The 19,231-nt window shown below is 71.3% G+C and carries 22 protein-coding genes; 15 read left to right on the top strand and 7 right to left on the bottom strand.

The features are described from left to right. The 3 genes from RI211_RS05750 to RI211_RS05740 are packed head-to-tail and all read left to right on the top strand — an operon-like array spanning position 1 to position 2,904. Positions 1 to 1,137, top strand: coding sequence for a cysteine desulfurase family protein (locus tag RI211_RS05750; RefSeq protein WP_315638468.1), 1,137 nt, complete (start codon positions 1 to 3; stop codon positions 1,135 to 1,137). Between the two features lie 23 nt (positions 1,138 to 1,160). Further along, positions 1,161 to 2,108 carry a glycosyltransferase family 2 protein gene (locus tag RI211_RS05745; protein WP_315638469.1) on the top strand — a complete coding sequence of 316 codons (948 nt, stop codon included), beginning with the start codon at positions 1,161 to 1,163 and terminating at the stop codon, positions 2,106 to 2,108. A gap of 22 nt (positions 2,109 to 2,130) precedes the next feature. Then, positions 2,131 to 2,904, top strand: a complete 774-nt coding sequence (locus RI211_RS05740; RefSeq protein ID WP_136050923.1) for an SDR family NAD(P)-dependent oxidoreductase — start codon at positions 2,131 to 2,133, stop codon at positions 2,902 to 2,904. Positions 2,905 to 2,916: 12 nt separating this feature from the next. Here RI211_RS05740 and RI211_RS05735 read toward each other — a convergent pair whose 3' ends face one another. Next, positions 2,917 to 4,992 (bottom strand): ABC transporter ATP-binding protein, encoded by a 2,076-nt coding sequence (locus RI211_RS05735; RefSeq protein ID WP_315638506.1) that lies wholly within the window; start codon positions 4,990 to 4,992, stop codon positions 2,917 to 2,919. Positions 4,993 to 5,159: 167 nt separating this feature from the next. Here RI211_RS05735 and RI211_RS05730 point away from each other — a divergent pair, with 167 nt between their 5' ends. Further along, the gene (locus tag RI211_RS05730; protein ID WP_187663624.1) at positions 5,160 to 6,635 is read left to right on the top strand and encodes an MDR family MFS transporter; all 1,476 of its coding nucleotides are present in this window, start codon (positions 5,160 to 5,162) and stop codon (positions 6,633 to 6,635) included. 30 nt (positions 6,636 to 6,665) lie between these two features. On the opposite strand, the gene RI211_RS05725 is transcribed toward RI211_RS05730, so the two are convergent. Next, positions 6,666 to 6,812, bottom strand: coding sequence for a hypothetical protein (locus tag RI211_RS05725; protein WP_187663623.1), 147 nt, complete (start codon positions 6,810 to 6,812; stop codon positions 6,666 to 6,668). Between the two features lie 126 nt (positions 6,813 to 6,938). Between RI211_RS05725 and RI211_RS05720 the strand changes: the two genes are divergently transcribed. Next, positions 6,939 to 7,532: a carboxymuconolactone decarboxylase family protein gene (locus tag RI211_RS05720; protein WP_315638470.1), complete on the top strand. Its 594-nt coding sequence runs from the start codon at positions 6,939 to 6,941 to the stop codon at positions 7,530 to 7,532. A 23-nt stretch (positions 7,533 to 7,555) separates the two neighbouring features. Then, the gene (locus RI211_RS05715) at positions 7,556 to 8,140 is read left to right on the top strand and encodes a 1-acyl-sn-glycerol-3-phosphate acyltransferase (RefSeq protein WP_187663621.1); all 585 of its coding nucleotides are present in this window, start codon (positions 7,556 to 7,558) and stop codon (positions 8,138 to 8,140) included. 4 nt (positions 8,141 to 8,144) lie between these two features. On the opposite strand, the gene RI211_RS05710 is transcribed toward RI211_RS05715, so the two are convergent. Beyond that, on the bottom strand, positions 8,145 to 8,348 hold the full coding sequence (locus RI211_RS05710; RefSeq protein ID WP_187663620.1) for a hypothetical protein: 204 nt from the start codon (positions 8,346 to 8,348) through the stop codon (positions 8,145 to 8,147). A gap of 81 nt (positions 8,349 to 8,429) precedes the next feature. Here RI211_RS05710 and RI211_RS05705 point away from each other — a divergent pair, with 81 nt between their 5' ends. Continuing rightward, positions 8,430 to 8,975 (top strand): DUF6328 family protein, encoded by a 546-nt coding sequence (locus RI211_RS05705; RefSeq protein WP_315638471.1) that lies wholly within the window; start codon positions 8,430 to 8,432, stop codon positions 8,973 to 8,975. 34 nt (positions 8,976 to 9,009) lie between these two features. On the opposite strand, the gene RI211_RS05700 is transcribed toward RI211_RS05705, so the two are convergent. Beyond that, positions 9,010 to 9,570 carry a Dps family protein gene (locus RI211_RS05700; protein ID WP_187663618.1) on the bottom strand — a complete coding sequence of 187 codons (561 nt, stop codon included), beginning with the start codon at positions 9,568 to 9,570 and terminating at the stop codon, positions 9,010 to 9,012. A gap of 119 nt (positions 9,571 to 9,689) precedes the next feature. Here RI211_RS05700 and RI211_RS05695 point away from each other — a divergent pair, with 119 nt between their 5' ends. After that, positions 9,690 to 10,178 carry a GNAT family N-acetyltransferase gene (locus tag RI211_RS05695; RefSeq protein ID WP_187663617.1) on the top strand — a complete coding sequence of 163 codons (489 nt, stop codon included), beginning with the start codon at positions 9,690 to 9,692 and terminating at the stop codon, positions 10,176 to 10,178. 107 nt (positions 10,179 to 10,285) lie between these two features. Next, on the top strand, positions 10,286 to 10,585 hold the full coding sequence (locus tag RI211_RS05690; protein WP_060921362.1) for a hypothetical protein: 300 nt from the start codon (positions 10,286 to 10,288) through the stop codon (positions 10,583 to 10,585). Positions 10,586 to 10,649: 64 nt separating this feature from the next. Here the strand turns inward: RI211_RS05690 and RI211_RS05685 are convergent, their stop codons facing one another. Together RI211_RS05685 and RI211_RS05680 are read right to left on the bottom strand one after the other, a co-directional pair. Further along, positions 10,650 to 11,219, bottom strand: coding sequence for an alpha/beta fold hydrolase (locus tag RI211_RS05685; RefSeq protein ID WP_315638472.1), 570 nt, complete (start codon positions 11,217 to 11,219; stop codon positions 10,650 to 10,652). Between the two features lie 144 nt (positions 11,220 to 11,363). Further along, positions 11,364 to 12,761 carry a M20/M25/M40 family metallo-hydrolase gene (locus RI211_RS05680; RefSeq protein ID WP_315638473.1) on the bottom strand — a complete coding sequence of 466 codons (1,398 nt, stop codon included), beginning with the start codon at positions 12,759 to 12,761 and terminating at the stop codon, positions 11,364 to 11,366. Positions 12,762 to 12,962: 201 nt separating this feature from the next. On the opposite strand from RI211_RS05680, the gene RI211_RS05675 reads away from it, so the two are divergent. The 6 genes from RI211_RS05675 (at position 12,963) to RI211_RS05650 (ending at position 18,518) form a co-directional block, all read left to right on the top strand. Next, on the top strand, positions 12,963 to 13,844 hold the full coding sequence (locus RI211_RS05675; protein WP_315638474.1) for a manganese catalase: 882 nt from the start codon (positions 12,963 to 12,965) through the stop codon (positions 13,842 to 13,844). 1 nt (position 13,845) lies between these two features. Further along, positions 13,846 to 14,886 (top strand): SDR family oxidoreductase, encoded by a 1,041-nt coding sequence (locus RI211_RS05670; protein WP_315638475.1) that lies wholly within the window; start codon positions 13,846 to 13,848, stop codon positions 14,884 to 14,886. 157 nt (positions 14,887 to 15,043) lie between these two features. Beyond that, positions 15,044 to 17,404 (top strand): glycoside hydrolase family 65 protein, encoded by a 2,361-nt coding sequence (locus RI211_RS05665; RefSeq protein WP_315638477.1) that lies wholly within the window; start codon positions 15,044 to 15,046, stop codon positions 17,402 to 17,404. An 84-nt stretch (positions 17,405 to 17,488) separates the two neighbouring features. Next, the gene (locus RI211_RS05660) at positions 17,489 to 17,746 is read left to right on the top strand and encodes a hypothetical protein (protein ID WP_315638478.1); all 258 of its coding nucleotides are present in this window, start codon (positions 17,489 to 17,491) and stop codon (positions 17,744 to 17,746) included. Between the two features lie 8 nt (positions 17,747 to 17,754). Beyond that, positions 17,755 to 18,237, top strand: a complete 483-nt coding sequence (locus RI211_RS05655) for a BLUF domain-containing protein (RefSeq protein WP_315638479.1) — start codon at positions 17,755 to 17,757, stop codon at positions 18,235 to 18,237. Further along, positions 18,234 to 18,518, top strand: coding sequence for a hypothetical protein (locus tag RI211_RS05650; protein WP_315638480.1), 285 nt, complete (start codon positions 18,234 to 18,236; stop codon positions 18,516 to 18,518). The genes RI211_RS05655 and RI211_RS05650 overlap by 4 nt, the downstream gene beginning before the upstream one ends. Before the next feature lie 8 nt (positions 18,519 to 18,526). Here the strand turns inward: RI211_RS05650 and RI211_RS05645 are convergent, their stop codons facing one another. Next, positions 18,527 to 19,195: a TetR/AcrR family transcriptional regulator C-terminal domain-containing protein gene (locus RI211_RS05645; protein WP_315638481.1), complete on the bottom strand. Its 669-nt coding sequence runs from the start codon at positions 19,193 to 19,195 to the stop codon at positions 18,527 to 18,529. Positions 19,196 to 19,231 lie beyond the last annotated feature (36 nt).

Genomic DNA, 19,231 nt, shown 5'->3' with positions numbered 1-19,231 from the left:
GTGCTGTACCTCGACCACGCCGCGACGTCTCCGGTACGCCCCGAGGTGCGGGCGGCCATGGAGCCCTTCCTCACCGAGGTGTTCGGCAACCCCGCCAGTCACCACACCGCGGGCGAGACCGCGGCGCGCGCGCTGGAGGACGCCCGCGCCCGGGTGGCCCGCGTGTTCGGGACGCGGGCAGGGGATGTCGTCTTCACCGGCGGCGGCACGGAGGCGAACAACCTCGCTGTGAAGGGACTCGCCCTGGGAGCGCTCGCCTCCGGCCGGCGGCGCGTCGTCGTGTCCCCCATCGAGCACGAGTCGATCCGGGAGTCGGCGGCGTACCTCGCGCGGTTCCACGGGGTGACGGTCGCGATGCCCGCCGTCGACGGCACCGGACGGATCACGCCGGACGCCCTCGACACGGCGCTCACCGACGACACGGCCGTCGTGTCCCTCGGACACGCGAACAACGAGATCGGCACCGTCCAGGACATCGCGGCGCTCCGCGAGGTCGTCCACGCCCGCCGCGTGCCCCTCCACGTCGACGCCGTGCAGTCGGCCGGCTGGCTGCCGCTGCACGAGCTGCATGCCGACGCGGTGTCGATCGCCGGGCACAAGCTCGGCGCTCCCAAGGGCACCGGGGCGCTCGTCGTCCGCGGACGCCTCCCTCTGGAACCGCTCCTGCACGGCGGCGGCCAGGAGCGCGGACGGCGATCCGGCACCGTCGACGTCGCGGGAGCGGTGGGGCTGGCGACGGCACTCGAGCTCGCCGAGCGGGAGCGCGAAGACACCGCGACCCTGGTGGAGGCCGCGACGGCGCGTTTCATCGCCGAGGTGCAGCGCCGCGTGCCCGTGGCCGCACTCACGGGGCATCCCACGCAGCGGCTCCCCGCGACGGCGAGCTTCACGATCGCCGGCGTGAGCGGCGAGGCGGTGCTGCTGGAGCTGGAGCGCCGCGGGGTGATCTCGTCCAGCGGCTCCGCCTGCGCCGCCGGCAGCGACGAGCCCTCCCCCGTGCTGCTCGCGTGCGGCATCGCCCCGGAGGTCGCCCAGACGGCCGTGCGCTTCACCTTCGGGCGCTCGGCCCTCCCTGCGGACGCTCCGGAGCGTCTCGCCGCACTCGTCGCGGAAGCGGTCGACGCGGTCCGCGGCTGACGGACGGCCCTAGACTCGGCGGAGTGACCGCCCCCGCCCCGATCGTGACGCTGATCGTGCCCGCACGCGACATCGCCGCGTTCGCCCCCGCCGCCCTCGACTCCCTCCGTGCGCAGACGGACGAGCGGTGGCGTGCGATTCTCATCGACGACGGCTCCACCGACGACACGGGAGCGATCTTCGCCGACGCCGCCGCGACGGATCCCCGCTTCACCCTGATCCGGCATGAGGCTTCCGTCGGGCTCGGCGCCGCGCGCAATGTCGGCCTCGCACGGGTCGACACGCCCTTCACGGGCTTCCTCGATGCGGATGACGAGCTGATGCCGGACGCTCTCTCGACGCTCGTGGGCACGCTCGAACGCACGGAGAGCGACTTCGCCGCCGGTGCCTACGTGCGGCTGCGTCCCCAGGGGCGAGGGTACGTGCCCGGCCGCGTACAGCCGTGGGTGGCCGCGGCGACCTCTCCTCGCCGTCTCGGCACCACCCTCGCGGAGCACCCGCAGGCCGTGTCGAACATCGTCGCGTGGTCCAAGGTGAGCCGCACCGAGATGTGGTCCGACCTGCGGTTCCCCGAGGGGGTCGCCTACGAGGACCAGGTCGTCGCGCAGACGATGTACACCCGGGCGCGCGCCTTCGACGTGCTGCCTGACGTCGTGGTGCGCTGGCGCGTCCGAGCGGACGGCACCTCGATCACCCAGAGCAAGGCGCAGCTGCCCGTGCTCCGCGACTACCTCGCTGCGCTCCGCGGCGGCATCCGTGTCCTGCAGGCGGCGGGCGCGCACGCCGCCGTGACCGCTCGACTCGACCTCATCCTCGCGATGGACGTCGCTCCGCTCCGGGAGATCGCGGACACGCACCCGGATCCCGCCTACGCGGCGGAGGTGTCCGCGTTCCTGGCCGAACTGCGCGCCCTTCCCGAATTCGCCGACGCCCGCCCCGACCCCACCCTCGCCGACGGGCTCGCGTGGTGAGCCCCGCCGGAAGGACCCCCGCATGACCGACTACCTCTCCTCGCTCTTCGCGCTCGACGGCCGCACCGCCGTCGTGACCGGCGGCAGCTCGGGCATCGGTCGCGGCATCGCGACGGCGCTCGCCCGCGCCGGCGCGGCCACGGTGATCGTCGCCCGCGGCGCGGAGCGCATCGCGGAGACCGTCGAGGAGCTGAACGCGCAGGGGTGCCGGGCCGCGGGCGTCGTCGGCGATCTGGGCTCCCGCGACGGCATCCACGCGGTCGCGGAGGCCGCGGCCGTCCCCTTCGGCGAGCCGGACATCCTCGTCAACTCCGCCGGCATCAACATCCGTCCGCCCTACGCCGAGATCACCGAGGCGGACTGGGACGCGACGATGACCGTCAACGCGCTCGCCCCGTTCCTCCTCGGTCAGCGCTGGGCGCAGGGCATGGCTGCGCGCGGGTACGGGCGGCTCATCCACATCAGCTCGCAGCAGGCGCACCGGGCATTCGTGGGCAGCGGGGTGTACGGCGCCTCCAAGGGCGCGGTCGAGTCGCTCATGCGCTCGGAGGCCGAGGCCTGGGGTGGTACCGGCGTGACGAGCAACACCCTCGTCCCGGGATTCGTCCTCACTCCCCTGAACGCCCGCCTGCAGGAGGATCCCGCCACGATCGCGGCCCTCGCGGCCCGGACGATGGTCGGACGCAACGGCCTCCCGGAGGACTTCGCCGCGGCCGCGGTCTTCCTCGCGGGTCCCGGCTCGGCGTACGTCACCGGCCAGTCGCTGTTCGTCGACGGCGGGCTCTCCGTCCACTGACCCGCGAAGCCGTCAGCCGTCGGTCGGGCGCGGTCGGGCGTCGGCGCTGGATGCCGTCGGCAGCGGTACGCCGGTCGTGAGCGCCACGACGGCGTCGGCCGCCGCGGAGTCCTCCGGCTCGCGGTCCGCACGGCGCCCGGCGAGCGCCGCATCGACGCCCTCCTCGACACCGCCACGGATCGCGGCCTCCTCCTCGGCTTCTGCTTCGATCTCGGCGTTCAGCACACGCGACGCGGCCACCTGCTGTGCCGCCAGCTCGGCGTAGAGGCCGCCCTGCGCGAGGAGCTCCGCGTGGGTGCCGGACTCCACGATGCGACCGGCCTCCAGCACATGGATGACGTCCGCCCCCATGACCGTCGAGAGGCGGTGCGCAATCGACAGGGTCGTGCGCCCCTTGGCCGCCTCGTCGAGGGCTTCCTGCACCACGCGCTCGGACACGGTGTCCAGGGCGGAGGTCGCCTCGTCGAGCAGGAGCACCGGCGGGTCCTTCAGGAGCACGCGGGCGATCGCGATCCGCTGTTTCTCTCCGCCGGAGAGCCGGTATCCGCGCTCCCCCACGACCGTGTCGTAGCCCTTCTCGAAGCCCGCGATGATGTGGTGGATGTTGGCCGCGGTGCAGGCGGCGACCAGTTCGTCGTCGGTCGCATCGGGCTTTGCATAGCGGAGGTTCTCCCGGATCGTCGCGTGGAACAGGTAGGTCTCCTGGGAGACGATGCCCACGTCGTCGATGATCGACTCCTGCGTGAGCGTGCGCACGTCCGCCCCTGCGAACAGCACCGCGCCGCCCTTCGCCTCGTACAGCCGAGGCGCAAGGTAGAGGATCGTGGTCTTGCCGGCGCCGGACGGGCCGACGAAGGCGATGTGCTGCCCGGGCTCCGCCACGAACGAGACGCCGTGCAGCGTGGGGCGCGAGTCGGCCGCGGCATCCGGATAGCGGAACACGACGTCCTGGAACTCGACGCGTCCGCGCGGCCCAGGGGCCTGGGCGACGGTGATCGCGTCGGGGGCGTCGGTGATCTCCGGTACGAGGTCGAGGTACTCGAAGATGCGGGCGAACAGCGCGGACGAGGTCTGCAGATCGAGCGAGACCCGCATGAGCCCCATGAGCGGCATGAGCAGCCGCGCCTGGACCGTCGTGAAGGCCACGACCGTACCCGCGGTGATCGCTCCCGTTCCGCCCGCGATGAGGTAGCCGGACACCAGATAGATGACGGCCGGCACGCTCGCCATGATGACCTGCACGACCGCGAAGAAACCCTGACCGCTCATGGCCCGGCGCACCTGCAGCCGGACCTGGTTGCGGTTCTCCTGCTGGTAGCGCTCGGACTCGGTGCGCTGGCGGTTGAACGCCTTGGACAGCAGCATGCCCGAGACGCTCAGGGTCTCCTGGGTGATGGAGGTCAACTCGGACAGCGACTCCTGGGTCTCCCCCGCGATGCGCGCCCGCACCTGCCCCACGCGTCGCTGCACGAGCACGAGGAAGGGCATCAGCACGACCGCGATGAGGGTGAGGCGCCAGTCGATGAGGATCATCGCGACGAGGGAGGCGATCACCGTGACGGCGTTGCCGAGGATGCTGGTGACGGTGTTCGTGAGCACGCCGGAGACGCCGCCGACGTCGTTCTGGAGCCGGGACTGGATCACCCCGGTCTTCGTCCGGGTGAAGAAGCCGAGCTCCATGGCCTGCAGGTGCTCGAACAGCCGCACCCGGAGATCGCCCGTGACGCTGTTGCCGACCGTGGCCGTGAGCCAGGTCTGCGCGACGCCGAGCACCGCGGAGAAGAGGAAGAGGCCGACCATCACCCCGACGAGGACGCCGAGGAGCGAGAGGTGCGGACCGCCGCCGTCGACGGGGAACAGGGCGTCGTCGAAGATGCGCTGCACGAGGAGCGGCGGGATGACCGCGATACCCGCGCCGACGACGACGAGGACACCGGTGAAGAGGATGCGCCATCGGTAGGCGCTGAACAGAGCGACGACCCGGGTGCCGAGCCCGTCGATCTTCGGGGCCTCCGCGTTGAGCCGACGCTGGGCGTCCTCGTCCACGCCGCGGAAACCGCCCCGCGGACCACCGCCCATCCCGCCCATGCTCATGGCGCCAGCGTACTCAGGACGGCGGACACCGCGGGCCGCCGTCTCCGCTCAGGGCGGATATCGCAGGGATCGGAATGAAATGTCCCACCGACCCGTTACGCTGAATGACTCTCGCGAACTCTCGCACATCTCTTTTTCTTCCGATGCCCTGGAGGCCGCCCATGTCTGCCGTCGATACCGGCTCCATCACGACGCCCCCCGCATCGCACGGGGAGATCCCGCGCAAGGACATGCGGGTCATCTGGCTGCTGCTCGTCGCCGCCTTCGTCGCCATCCTCAACGAGACGACGATGGGCATCGCGATCCCGCACCTGAACACCGATCTCGGCATCCCGCCCGAGCTCGGCCAGTGGCTGACGAGCGCGTTCATGCTCACGATGGCGGTGGTCATCCCGACCACCGGCTTCATCCTGCAGCGCTTCACGACCCGGCAGGTCTTCATCGCCGCGATGACGGCGTTCTCGCTCGGCACGCTCGTGGCTTTCGTCGCGCCCGGCTTCTCGGTGCTGCTCGTGGGCCGCGTGATCCAGGCCGCCGGCACGGGGATCATGATGCCGCTGCTGATGACGACGATCATGAACGTCGTGCCCGCGCAGTCCCGCGGTCGCATGATGGGCCGCGTCGGTCTCGTCATCTCGCTCGCGCCCGCGATCGGTCCGACGCTCGCGGGGGCCGTGCTCGACGCGTTCAACTGGCGCGCGCTGTTCGCCATCGTGCTGCCCATCGCCCTGATCTCGCTCGCCATGGGCGCGAAGTGGATGACCAACCTCGGCGAGACCCGCAAGGCTCCGCTCGACGTGCTGTCCATCCCGCTCGCGGCGCTCGGCTTCGGCGGCATCGTCTTCGGCCTCAGCCAGTTCGGCGGCGAGGGCGGATCGGGCGGCACGACCGGCGTCATCGCTCTGGTCGTCGGCGCCGTCTCGCTCGCCCTGTTCGTCTGGCGTCAGATCGTGCTGCAGCGCGTCGACGACGCCCTGCTCGACCTGCGCGTGTTCCGCTCGGCGAACTTCTCGCTGGCCGTCATCATCATGACGATCCTGGCGTTGTCGATGTTCGGCACCCTGACGCTGCTGCCGCAGTACCTGCAGAACGTGGCCGGACTGACCGCGCTGGAGTCGGGCCTCATCCTGCTCCCCGGTTCGGTGCTGATGGGCCTGCTCGGTCCGATCATGGGCCGCGTCTACGACGCGAAGGGCACCCGTCCGCTGCTCATCCCCGGGACGATCCTCGTCTCGGCGGCGCTGTTCTTCTATTCGACGGTCGGAGAGCACACCGTGTGGTGGCTGCTGATCATCGTGCAGGCGGCCATGTCGGTCGGCCTCGCGATGTCGTTCACGCCGCTGTTCTCCTCGTCGCTCGGGTCGTTGCACCGCTCGCTGTACTCGCACGGCTCGGCGGTGCTCAACACGCTGCAGCAGGTCGGCGGGGCGGCCGGCGTCGCCCTGCTCACGGTCACGTACTCGGCGATCCTGCACGCCGGCGAGGACGAGGGCCTGTCGCGGGCCGTGGCCGGTGCCCCCGGAGCGCGGACGGCCTTCCTCATCGCGGCGATCATCTCGCTCGCGGCGGTCGCGCTCAGCCCGCTGGTGCGCAAGCCCGCCGACGACATCGGCGACGCGGCGCACGGCGGTCACTGACCGCGCAGCCACACCGACGGCGTCTGCTGCTCACCGCTCCTTGGGGGCGGGGATGTGGCAGACGCCGTTGCTGCAGTAGCCGGCGGCATCGCCCTCGAGCAGCTCGATCGCACCCGGCAGCGGCTGCAGCCCGAGCGGCGCGTCCTGCCCGGTGTTCTCCTGCTTCGATTCGGTCATCCCTCGATCGTACGCCTGCCAGGAGCTCCGGGCGCCGCACGCTCTTCTCTGCGGCCTGAGAGCGGCGTATCGTTCCCGGCGAGGGGTGCGCGCCCTCGCCGCGCGCCCCGGAGCCGAGGAGGCGCCATGATCATCCACCCTCCCGAACGGGCCACCGCGACCGGCCACGTCGCCGCGATGTACGAGAGCGACCTCGCCGACGACGGCATCGTGTTCGCTCACACCAAGGCCATGGCCGTGAACCCCGACGCCCACGCCGCCTTCGAAGCCCTCGTCCGCGCGGTCGTCCCGTCGATCGGCGTGCCGATCTACGAGGCCGCGACCTTGGGGGCGGCGCGGGCCCTCGGATCCGCGCACTGTCTGCTCGCCCACGGCCGCCGTTCCCTGCGCGCCGGCGTCGTCGACGAGGAAGGACTCGCCGCCTTCGCCGCGGGAGACGACCGCGGTTTCACGGAGCAGGAGCAGGCCGTGATCCGCTTCGCCACGCGGCTGTCGACCGATCCGGGGGCGATGACCGACGCCGATGCGCAGGAGCTGCGAGACCGGGGGTTCAGCGACCGGCAGATCGTGGACATCACCCTGGCGGCGGCGGCGCGCAACTACTTCAGCAGGGCTCTGCTCGCGCTGGCCGTTCCCGTCGAGGACGTCCCTGGGCTGGACCCGGCGCTCACCGCGGCTCTCGTGCGGACCACCGGGGCGCCGCCGCCAGGCGATCGATAGGCCGTTCCGCCTAATCTGGACGGATGCTCCGACGATTCCTCGCCCGCGTGTACTGGGCCGTCAGCCGATGGACCCTCGTCGCCGACGCCGCGCCCACGCGACCGACCGTCCTCATCGGCGCCCCGCACACCTCGAACTGGGATTTCGTGCTCATGCTCGCGATCGCGTGGCGCCTCGGCATCGACGTGCACTGGCTGGGCAAGAAGAGCCTGTTCCGCGGCTGGCGGGGGCCGATCATGCGCGGTCTCGGGGGCATCGCCGTCGATCGCACGGATCCGGCGCGCGTCGTCGGCGAGGTCGTGGACCAGGTGCACGCCGGGACGGTGTTCGGCCTCGTCGTCACCCCCGACGGCACACGGGGCGGCAACGAGTACTGGAAGAGCGGCTTCTACCGGATCGCGCGAGCCACTGGCATGCCGGTCACTCTCGGCTTCGTCGACCGCCACACGATGACGACGGGCCTCGGGCCGACGATCGACCTCACGGGCGACGTGGCCGCCGACATGGACCGGATCCGCGCGTTCTACGCCGACAAGCACGGCGTGCGCCCCGAGCGTCGCACGGAGCCGCGGCTGCGCGAGGAGACCGCCGAGCAGCCGGAGGGCTGACGTCTCAGTCCTCGTCGGGTGCGTGGTCTCGGGCGTACGCGAGGTCGTCGTCGGACAGCGACTCGATCATCCCCACCACCGCTCCGGTGATCTCCCGGATCTCCTCACGGACGTCCTCGTCGAGATGCCGCGACCCGCTGTCGATGACCGCGCGACGCGCATCGTCGGACAGCTCGGGCCACCATTCGTCGATCGGGGGAAGGGTCATCTCGGGTCCTTTCCTGAGGCCTGTCCATCCGGCCGCGCAAGGTTCTGGACAGCGGCGGATCGTGCCCACGAGACTATCGCCATGACAGCAGAACCCCGTGGCGGCGCCGACGAGCGCGACGACCGCGATGACGGCCGCGACGAGACCCCGAACGAGCGCGCGGACCGCAACTGGGAGGAGCTGCTGCAGGAGCTGCGGGTGATGCAGACCGGCACGCAGATCCTCACCGGCTTCCTCCTCGCGGTGGCGTTCCAGCCGCGCTTCACCGATATGGACGAATTCCAGCGCGACCTGTATGTCGTGCTCGTGGCCCTCGCGGCGGTCGCCACCATCCTCGCCCTCGCCCCCGTCGGCATCCATCGTGCCCTGTTCGGCAGCCGGCTGAAGCCTGAGCTCGTCCGGACGGCGGCGCGCCTGGTGAAGATCGACCTCTTCGTGATCGGCGCCCTCACGATCGGGGTCACCACCCTCATCGTGGACTTCACGGTCAGCCGCACCGCCGGGATCGTCGCGCTGATCGCCTCGCTCGTGCTCGTGGTCGGGCTGTGGATGGCGCTGCCCGGCCTGCTGCGGCGCGCCCGCGCGCGGGTCGGAGCAGACGAAGGACCGCCACCCTCGTCGGCATGAGCGCGACGGGGGCGGCGGTCGGACAGCGGGCTGATCAGCGGCCGGCGGGGCTGCGGTTCTCCGCGCTCACCATCCACGCGAACTGCTCCAGGCGCTCGATCACGGCGTGCAGCAGATCCGCGGACGTGGGGTCTTCCTCGTCGACGGCGTCATGCACATCGCGCATCGTCCCGACTGCGGCTTCGAGGCGCGCGGTGACGAGGTCGATGGTCTCCGTCGTCGACACCTCACCGGTCGGGAACTCGGGGAGCGTCGTCGTCTTCGCGATCGTGGCGCTGCGCCCGTCAGGCACGGCGTGCAGGGCGCGCATGCGCTCCGCGATGGTGTCGCTGAACGTCCGGGCGTCCTCGATGATCTCGTCGAGCTGACGATGGGTGTCGCGGAAGTTCCGTCCGACGACGTTCCAGTGGGCCTGCTTGCCCTGCAGCGAGAGTTCGAGAAGGTCGACGAGCACCGCCTGCAGGTTCGCCGCGAGGGTCGGGGATGCGGTGAACCCCTTCTCCGCGTTCTGCTGGCGCGTGGTCTTGACGCCCGCCTTCGTCGCTCCGCTCTTGCTGCTGGAGCTGCCGGTCTTCTTGGTCTTCGTGTCTGCCATGGTGTGACCTCCTGCTGTCACGGTAACCCCGCGGCACAGCCGATTCGAGGGGGTTGACACCCACCGGGCGGACCCCCGAACGTGAGGGAGGCGACAGGGCCATCGAGAGAGGCGGAACAGTGGGAACAGCAGCACAGGAGGATCGTCCCGAGGTGGTCATCGCGCCTCTCACCGCGGCGGATGCCGGAGAGGTGCTCACGATCCAGCGGGCGGCCTTCGTGTCCGAGGCGGCGATCTACGGCAGCGTCGACATGCCGCCGCTGACGCAGACGCTCGCCGAGATGGAGGCAGAGCTCACCTCGGAGAGCGGACTCGGCGCCCGGATCGACGGCCGCCTGGTCGGCGCGATCCGGTTCGTCGAGGACGACGACCTGCTCCTGATCGGGCGGATCGCGATCGCCCCCGACATGCAGGGCGAGGGCATCGGGAGGAAGCTCCTCGACGCGGCGGAGAAGGCCTCGGACGCCCGCGAGTCCGAGCTCTTCACCGGAAGCCTCAGCGAGGCGAACATCCGGCTGTACGAGTCCTGCGGCTACGAGGAGCGCGAGCGGGTGCCGCAGGGCGACGGCACCGCTCAGGTGTTCCTCCGCAAGCGGCTGCGAGGCTAAAGGCACCACCCCCGCAGGCGCAAGGGGGTCGAGCGGATCCGGACGATGCGGAATCGTAGTCCGGACATGTCGCGACCGCGTCATGCCCCAACCGGAAAGGAGAGCTCATGCTCACCCTCACCGACAACGCCACCGCCATCGTGTCGACCCTCGTGAGTCGTCAGAACGACGCGCCGGCCGCTGGGCTGCGCATCCATACCGCCGAGGCGCAGGACGACACGGGCGCGGCCCGTCTCGCCGTCGCCGTGACCGCCGACCCGGAGCCCGCCGATCAGGTCGTCGAGCTGTCGGGCACCCGCCTGTTCCTCGACGAGGCCGCCGCCTCCGCCCTGGACGACAAGGTGCTCGACGCGGGCGTGGACGACGAGGGCTCCGTCTCCTTCGCCGTGCTCCCTCAGGTCGCCTGAGAGCTCAGACTTCGAACGCCGCGGCCGATCCGGCCGCGGCGTTCGCGTGTGTACAGGGTCGGGCTCAGTCCCAGTCGAGATACTCCTCGAGCACGACAGCCGTCTCGATGGGGTGCGTCATCGGGAAGAGGTGATCCCCGCCCTCGACGACCTTGATGCTGGCGCGTTCCGGAGCCGTGGCGCGCAGGCTCTCGGCGTTCGCGGGCGGGGTGACCTCGTCGGCCGTCCCCTGGATCAGCAGCACCGGGATGACCGGGGCGAGGGGGGTGTCCACGTCCTCCACGCCGAGGAGGGCCAGACCGTTCACGCGCTCCGGGTGAACGAGCGCGAACGACCGCGCGATCGTGCCGCCGAAGCCGTGCCCGCCGATCCACGTGTCGCCGAGGCCGATGTGGTCGATGACGGCGAGCGCGTCCGCGACGCGGTCCTCGACCGAGGCCTCTCCGTCATCCGCGCGATGGCCGATCCGCACCACGTGGAATCCGGCCTCCTCCGCAAGGTAGTGACCGACCACTCCGAGCACGTCGGCGGCCAGGCCGCGCTCCTGGATGAGCACCAGCTTGACCGGACCATCGCCTTCGTCGACGAAGGGGATGGCGCGGCCCTCGGGCTCGAAGATCTGGGTGTCGGTCATCGGCGTCGTTCTCCTCAAGCCGTCGGTGTCAGGTTCGCAGGCGCCGTCCGCGCCGGGCTCCTGCGACCGGGCACCGGGCGGTGGCGCCTGGGTCCAGCGTAGCCCGCCGGGGGACGAGCCTCCTCCTCGCATCCCCCGGCGGAGTCATGAGGCGGCGGCCAGCTCGCGCCACAGATGCGCGAGGGTCGCAGCGCCGCGGACCAGCATGCGCAGATCGATGCTCTCGTCGCTCGCATGCCAGTGGTCCTCGGGCAGCCCCGTGCCGAGGAAGACGACCGGGGCGCCGAGTTCCCGGGACAGCAGCTCGGCCGGCCCTCCCCCGGCGTTGCCCATCCTCCCCCGCACCGCGCGACCGTAACCGCGGGCGAGGGCCCGCTCCAGGGCGTCCCGATAGGGTCCGGGAGGAGAGACATACGGTTCCTGCGCGATGTCCTCGTCGACCTCGAGGCGATACGTCGCCTCGGAGGGCATGACGTCGGCGATGAAGGCGCGGAGCGCGTCGGCGACGTCGTGGTTGCGCTGATCGGCGACGGTTCGGATGCTCAGCGAGGCCATGGCCTCCCGCGGGATCACGGAGCGCTCGATGCCCTCCGGGTCTCCGGCGAGCAGCGAGATCACCTCGATGGCCGGGCGCACCCAGAGGCGCTCCTTCGGGGTGAAGCCCTCCTCCCCCACGATGACCCTGGTCTCGGTACGCCGCGTCCAGTCCTCGGGGTCGAACGGCAACGCGTCCAGTTCCGCAGCGCGCTCGTCGCTGAGCGGGGCCACGCCGTCATGGAATCCGGGGATGGCGATCCCCCCGTCCTCGTCGTGCAGCTGCGCGAGCACGCGGGAGAGCACGAGGGCGGGATTCACCGTCACGCCGGAGGCGGCACCGCTGTGCACGTCCCGGTCGGGCCCCTGCACCGTGAGCGTCGCGGTGAGCGTCCCCCGCATCGAGGTGACCGGAGCCGGGGAGTCGACCTCCCACTGCAGGGTGTCCGAGAAGACGACGAGGTCGCACGCGAACCGGTCGGGGTCGGCCTCCAGGAGGTCCTTGAGGTGCGGGGAGCCGATCTCCTCCTCGCCGTCGATGAGCAGCTTGAGGTGCACCCCGGCTCCGACGCCGTCCACGGCCTCGACCGCCCGGTGCGCCCAGACGTGCGCGAGGGCCTGGCCCTTCGCGTCCGACGCGCCGCGCCCGTAGAGCCGCCCTTCTCGGAGCACCGGCGCGAACGGCGCCGTCTCGTTCCACTCCTCCGGCTTGGCGTGGCGGACGTCGTGGTGCGTGTAGACGAGGACCGTGGGTGACCCCGGCGCGCCCTCGCGCTCGGCGAACACGGTCACCGCATCGCCCGCCGGGAGCAGCGACGTCGTGAAGCCCGCGTCGCGCAGCTCTGCGGCGATCCAATGCGCGGATCGCACCCCGTCCATCCGACGCTCGGGGTCCGCCGAGACGGAGGGGATCTCGACCCAGGCCGACAGCCGCTCGACCATCTCATCGAGGTGGGACTCGAGGAAGGCGTCGATCGCGTCCTGCGCTGCCGCCGTCTCCTCCGTCATGGGAACAGACTGCCCGGAGGACCGGGGATACGGGCGGGGGTTGACGGCGTCGGCGCCGACCGGCTAACACCGCGGCGAGGTCCGATCTCACGCGGGCCGAGAGTGATTGTCCCAGGCGCGTCGGGGTTTGGAAAGGCCCTGCGTGGATCGGCCGACCGGGCGTTGCATGGCCAGCCCATCCCCAGAAGAGAAAGGCTCGATATGTTCTTCCATCGACAGGAGCTCCAATTCTCCGCGACGCCCGAGGCCCCGGACGCCGTCTACGCCCGCAAGCTGCAAGAGGTCCTCGGCGGGCAGTACGGCGAGATCACCGTCGCGCTGCAGTACCAGTTCCAGGCGTGGAACATGCACATCCCCGGCAAGTACCGCGACCTCGTCTTCGGCATCGGCGCCGAGGAGATGGGGCACGTCGAGATGCTCGCGGTCATGATCGCGCAGCTCCTCGAGAAGTCCCCGCTCGGCATCACGGAGGACGCCGTGCAGGATGACCCGACGGTCGCCGCCATCGTGGGCGGCACGGATGTGCAGCAGGGCATCGTCGCCGGTGCCGGCGCGCGTCCGGTCGACAGCAACGGCAACCCCTGGCAGGGCTCGTACATCACCGCCAGCGGCAACCTCCTCGCCGACTTCATGGCCAACGCGAACGCCGAGATGCAGGGCAGGGTGCAGGTCGCCCGGCTCTACCACATGACCGACGACCACGGCGTGCGGGATCTGCTGAGCTTCCTGCTGGCGCGCGACACGATGCACCAGAACCAGTGGCTCGCCGCGGCCGAGGAGCTGAAGGCCGAGGGCGCCGAGAAGCTCCCCGTGCCGAGCAACTTCCCGCTCTCCAAGGAGCACCGCGACGTGTCGTACCAGTACCTCAACTTCAGCGACGGCCCTGCCGCCGCGGAAGGCACCTGGGCATCCGGCCCCACGCCGGACGGACACGGCGAGTTCAGCTACCACGAGGGCCCGACGACCACGGCGGAGATGCCTCCGCCCACCCACCCGGACGCACGTTTCTACGGCACCACCGAGCTGCCCAACCTGGTGGAGAAGGTCGCCGGCGCGGCGCAGGACGCGCTCCACAAGGAGTGAGATGCCGTCCTCGGTCTTGCGGAAGGGGCGGTCGCCGCGCACACGCGCACGGCGGCCGCCGCTCGACGCCCAGGTGGTGGTGGTCACCGGCGGCTCCCGCGGCATCGGCCGGGAGGCGGCCTTCGGCTTCGCCCGAGCGGGGGCATCCGTCGTCCTGCTCGCCCGCGGTGAGCAGGCGCTGACCGAGACGGTCGAGGAGATCGCCGCGGAGGGCGGGGACGTCCGCGGCGTCGTGTGCGACGTCTCCGACCGCCGGGCGGTGCAGGACGCAGTCGACCAGATCACGCATGCGTTCGGCCGGATCGATACCTGGGTGGGCAACGCGGGGGTGCTCCTCTACGCCCCCGTCGCCGACACCACCCCCGAGGAGCTCCGAAGGGTCCTCGACATCAACGTCGTCGGACAGCTCAACGGCCTCCAGGCGGCGCTGCCGGCGCTCCGGCACTCGCGCGGGACCATCGTCGTGGTGAGCTCGGCCGAGGCGGTGGCGGCGATGCCGCTGCACGGGGCCTACGCCGCCTCGAAGCATGCGGTGGAAGGAGCGGTCGACGCCCTCCGCCGCGAACTGCGCGCCGAGCGCGCGCCCGTCACGATCACCGTCGTCCGTCCCGCCGTCATCGACACCCCGATCTACCGCCACGCCCGCAGCCGCATGACGTATCGCCCGAGCGGACCGCATCCGCACTACCGCGCCCGGTCCGTCGCGCGGGCGATCGTCTACGCCGCCGTCCATCCGGCCCGCACGATCCACGTCGGCGGTGGCGCCCTGCTGCTCACCGGGGTCCAGCGGATCGCGCCCGGTCTTCTCGATGCGGCGCTCGGCCGGTTCGGGTCCCGGATGATGCGCACGAACGAGACCGCCCCTGCGCAGTTCGGGAACCTCGTCGGTCCGCTCCGCGACACCGATCAGCGGGGCGGGCTGCCGCACCGCGGAAGGGGCAGCATCACGACCTGGCTGCGTGTGCACCCCGGGTGGCGGACCGTGGCGGTCGCGGGCGTCCTCGGCGCGGTACTGGTGCCCTGGCGCCGCTCGCGCCGCTGAGCACCTACCCGACCGGCTCGGCGCCGCGCAACTCCCTCGTGCCGGCGCGTGGGCACGGATACCGTCGAGGCACACGGTCTCCGGCAGAAGGGAACTCCATGCTCCTCGGCATCCTCACCTCCTCCTCGGACGGGCGCCCCGAGGGTCGGGCGCGCCGATGACGGCGCGCTTCACCATCGAACCGTGGGCCGTCGGCATCGAGAGCGTCGACACCGCCCATCTCGCGCAGGAGGAGTCCGTCTTCGGTCTCTCCAACGGCCACGTCGGCTGGCGCGGGAACCTCGACGAGGGTGACCCGCGAGGCGTCGCGGGAAGCTACCTCAACGGCGTGTTCGAAGAGCACCCGATGCCGTATGCCGAGGACGGGTACGGGTACCCCGAGACCGGACAGACGGTGATCAATGTCCCGAACGGGCAGCTCATCCGCCTGCTGGTCGGCGACGAGCCGTTCGACGTCGAGCACGGGACGGTGCGCACGCACACCCGCCGCCTCGACCTCCGCGACGGCACCCTGCACCGGGAGGTCGACTGGGAATCGGCGGAGGGCCGTCGCGTGCACATCACCTCGACCCGTCTGGTCTCCCTCGAGCACCGGTCGCTGGCCGCCGTGCGCTACCGCGTGACAGCGGTCGACGGCGCCCTCGCGATCACCGTGCTGTCCGAGCTGCTCGCGAACGAACCGCTTCCCACGACCCACGACGACCCGCGCGTGCAGGAGCTCCTCGCACGTCCGCTGGAAGCCGTCGCGGGGTCGGAGCGCGGCGCGCGGAGCACGCTGCTGCATCGCACCCGGCGCAGCGGCCTGCGCGTCGCGGTGAGCGCTGACCACATCGTGCGCGTCTCCGGAGAGGGCGCTCCGGAGGTGACGACCGAGGTCGACGACGACCTGGCACGCACGCGCATCCGCGTGGACCTCGCGCCCGGCGAGGAGCTCGAGGTCGTCAAGCTCATCGGACACGAGTGGTCGGCCACCCTCGCGCCGCAGACGCTGCGGGACCGCGCGGAGGAGGCCGTGGAGGAAGCCGCTCGTCTGGGCTGGGAGGCGCTGATGGCGGGTCAGCGCGCGGTCCTCGATCGGTACTGGGAGTGCGGTGATGTCCGTATCGATGGCGATGCGCGGCTGCAGCAGGCCGTGCGCTTCGCGCTGTTCCAGGTGTTCCAGGCGTCGGCGAGAGCCGAAGCCCGATCCGTGCCGGGCAAGGGCCTCACCGGCTCCGGTTACGAGGGCCACACGTTCTGGGACTTCGAGGCGTTCGTGCTCCCCGTGCTCACCTCGACCGCTCCCGATGCCGCGCTCCAGGCACTGCGCTGGCGTCATGCGACGCTCGATCACGCCAGGGAGCGGGCGCGCACGCTCGGCGTGCGCGGCGCGTCCTTCGCCTGGCGCACGATCGACGGCCGGGAGAGCTCCGGCTACTGGCCCGCGAGCACGGCGGCCTTCCACATCAACGCCGCCGTCGCAGGTGCCGTGATGCACTACGTCCGCACGACGGGTGACCAGGACTTCGAGCGGGAGGCGGGCACGGAGATCCTCGTCGAGACGGCGCGCCTCTGGCTGTCCCTCGGGCGCTGGGGCGACGACGGCGGCTTCCACATCGACGGCGTCACCGGCCCGGACGAGTACACCGCCGTCGTCGACGACAACGTCTACACGAACCTCTCGGCGCGCCGGAACCTCCGCGGGGCGGCGGCTGCCGCCCGACGGCACCCGGAGGTCGCCGCGGCGCTGGGAGCGGACGAGGAGGAGGTCGCTGCCTGGGAGGCCGCGGCCGCCGCCATGACCGTGCTCTACGACGAAGAGCGACAGGTGCACCCGCAGTCGGCGGGCTTTACCGCGCACGCCCGGTGGGACTTCGACGCCACGGCGCCCGACGAGTATCCGCTGCACAGCCACTTCCCGTATTTCGACATCTACCGCAAGCAGGTGCTGAAGCAGGCCGACCTCGTGCTGGCGCTCTACACCTCCCACGAGGAGTTCACCTGGGAGGAGAAGGCCAGGGCGTTCGCCTATTACGACGCCCTGACCGTGCGAGACTCCTCGCTCTCCGCGGCCGCTCAGGCCGTGATCGCCGCCGAGGTCGGGCATCTCGAACTGGCATCGGCCTATCTGGCCGAGCTCGCGGCCCTCGACCTGGACGACCTCCACGGCAACACCGACGAGGGGCTGCACATCGCGGCACTCGCCGGCATCTGGACGTGCGTGACGGCCGGCTACGGGGGTATGCGGGAGGGAGACCACGGCCTGTCCTTCCGGCCGCAGCTTCCGGACGGCGTCACCCGCCTCGCGTTCGGAGTCCGGCTGCACGGCTGCATCCTGCACGTCGACATCGCACCGACGGAGACGACCTATCGACTGAGCGCCGGGGAGCCGGTGACGATCCGGCACGCCGACGAGGAGCTCGTCCTGCACGCCGGGGTTCCCGTGTGCCTGCCGACGCCGGACCGCGTCGAGCCGCTCACCCCGGCACCTGTGCCGCCGCGCTGGCGGGAACCGGGACGCCCGCGCGCCGGCGACTGAGGCCGCGCCGGGTCCGTGTGCCATATCGAGGCGGGTGCGCGCAAGGCCCGCGGCGATGTCGGCCGTCCACCGTAGGGTGGAGCCGTGCCTGATTCCCCCCACCCCGCATCGGATGTCCTCTGGGCGTGCGTCGAGGACGGCTTCCACGTCGGAAGCCGCGGCGGAGACTTCCTCGGCTACGTCGACCGTCAGCCGGACGGCCGCTTCGCCGCGTTCTCCGCGTCCGCGCAGCCGCTCGGCCTGCACTCCACGTTGAGCGACGCGACCACGGAGGTCGTCGCCCACGCCGGCCCCTCGGAGGGCGATGCCGCCCTCGGAACCCCGGAGCTGGTGCAGGGGTGACGGCGGCCATGACCGACGGGTTGCTCCGCCTCGTCTACACCAGCACGGCGGCGCAGCCGTTCCGTGAGACCGCCCTGGAGCAGCTTCTGGAGCAGTGCCGTCGGTCGAATGCGGCCCGCGACATCACCGGTCTCCTCCTGTTCCGTCAGGGACGCTTCCTCCAGGTCCTCGAAGGACCGGTCGAGGCCGTACGCCGACTCGTCGACACGATCGCGGACGATCCGCGTCACCGCGCGATGCGCATCCTCCTGGAGACGCCGATCACCACCCGGCTCTTCTCCGACTGGTCGATGGGCTACCGGTCGTTCCGCGGTGGGAGCGCGGCCGCCCCCACAGGCTTCCGCGACTCCTTCGACGACCTCGTCGACGGCGCGGACTCCTCCACCATGGAGCGCGCCTTGTTCGAACTCACCCTGTGGTTCCGCACCCGCTCCGGCGCTGCGGTCCCGATCCCTGCCGGCAGCGGCGAGGGCGCCTCGCTCCGGGTATGAGCCGGCCCGCGGGCGGACCGGAGCCGTCGCTCATCCAGCAGCGCATGGCGCTGGAGCGGCGGCGGAACTGGGGCGTCTACGCGATCGTGTTCTCCTCGGTGATGACGGTCGGCTGGACGGTCGCTTTCCTCCTCGACGCGCCCGCCGGGTTGTGGCGCGTTCTCAGCATCATCGTGTTCACCGCGGGGATCATCGTCGGTATCGTCGAGACCCGCCGCGCAAGGCGCGCGCTCCGTGAGTTCGAGGATCGCCACGGGCCCGGAGCCGGGGTCCGGCACTAGCGGGGCGTTCAGCGAGCGGAACTCCACCCCTGCTCATGCAGTCGCGCGAATCCGTCGATCAGGAGGTCCAGCGCGAAGGCGAACTCCGCGTCGTCGTCACACGCGGCGCCGGCGTGCGGGGCGGTCGTCGCCATCCTCACGATCGCGGGGTATGAGACGGCGAACTCCGAAAGAGCCCGGGCACGCACCGCAGGATCCGCCGGGACCTCGGGGGTGGGCAGCACGTCCCGCGTGATCCCCCACATCCGCGTGCTCAACGCATGCATGGCGTGATGCACGAGGTCCGCGGACAGCCCCCCGTCGAACATGATGTTCATGAGCGAGTCCATGTACCCCAGCACCGTCGGTGTCGCCGCCGCCCTGGTCTCGATCGCCGCCTGCGCCCATGGGTGCGCGCCCATCACCATGCGGGCCGAGCCGATGCGCTCCCGGAGCGCGTCCTGCCATGGAAGACCACCCGCCGGGACGCCGATGCTCGCCACGAGCCTGTCGAGCATGCCGTCGATCAGCTCCTCGCGATTCGCGACGTGCTTGTAGAGCGCCATCGCGGTGACCCCGAGCTCGTCCGCGACCCGCCTCATGCTCGTGCGCTCGAGACCGATTTCGTCCGCCAGGGCGGCGGCCGCAGCCAGGACCTGCTCGCGGTCGAGCGGGCGGCGGACGGGAGAACTTGACACGTCTACAGCGTATACCTAGGGTGAGGAGCGCGTCGG

Origin of the sequence: Microbacterium meiriae (assembly GCF_032364335.1) — a bacterium.
GTDB classification, from domain to species: Bacteria; Actinomycetota; Actinomycetes; order Actinomycetales; family Microbacteriaceae; genus Microbacterium; species Microbacterium meiriae.
Note: the sequence above shows the minus strand (reverse complement) of the source record. Positions and strands in the feature narration are given on the sequence as shown.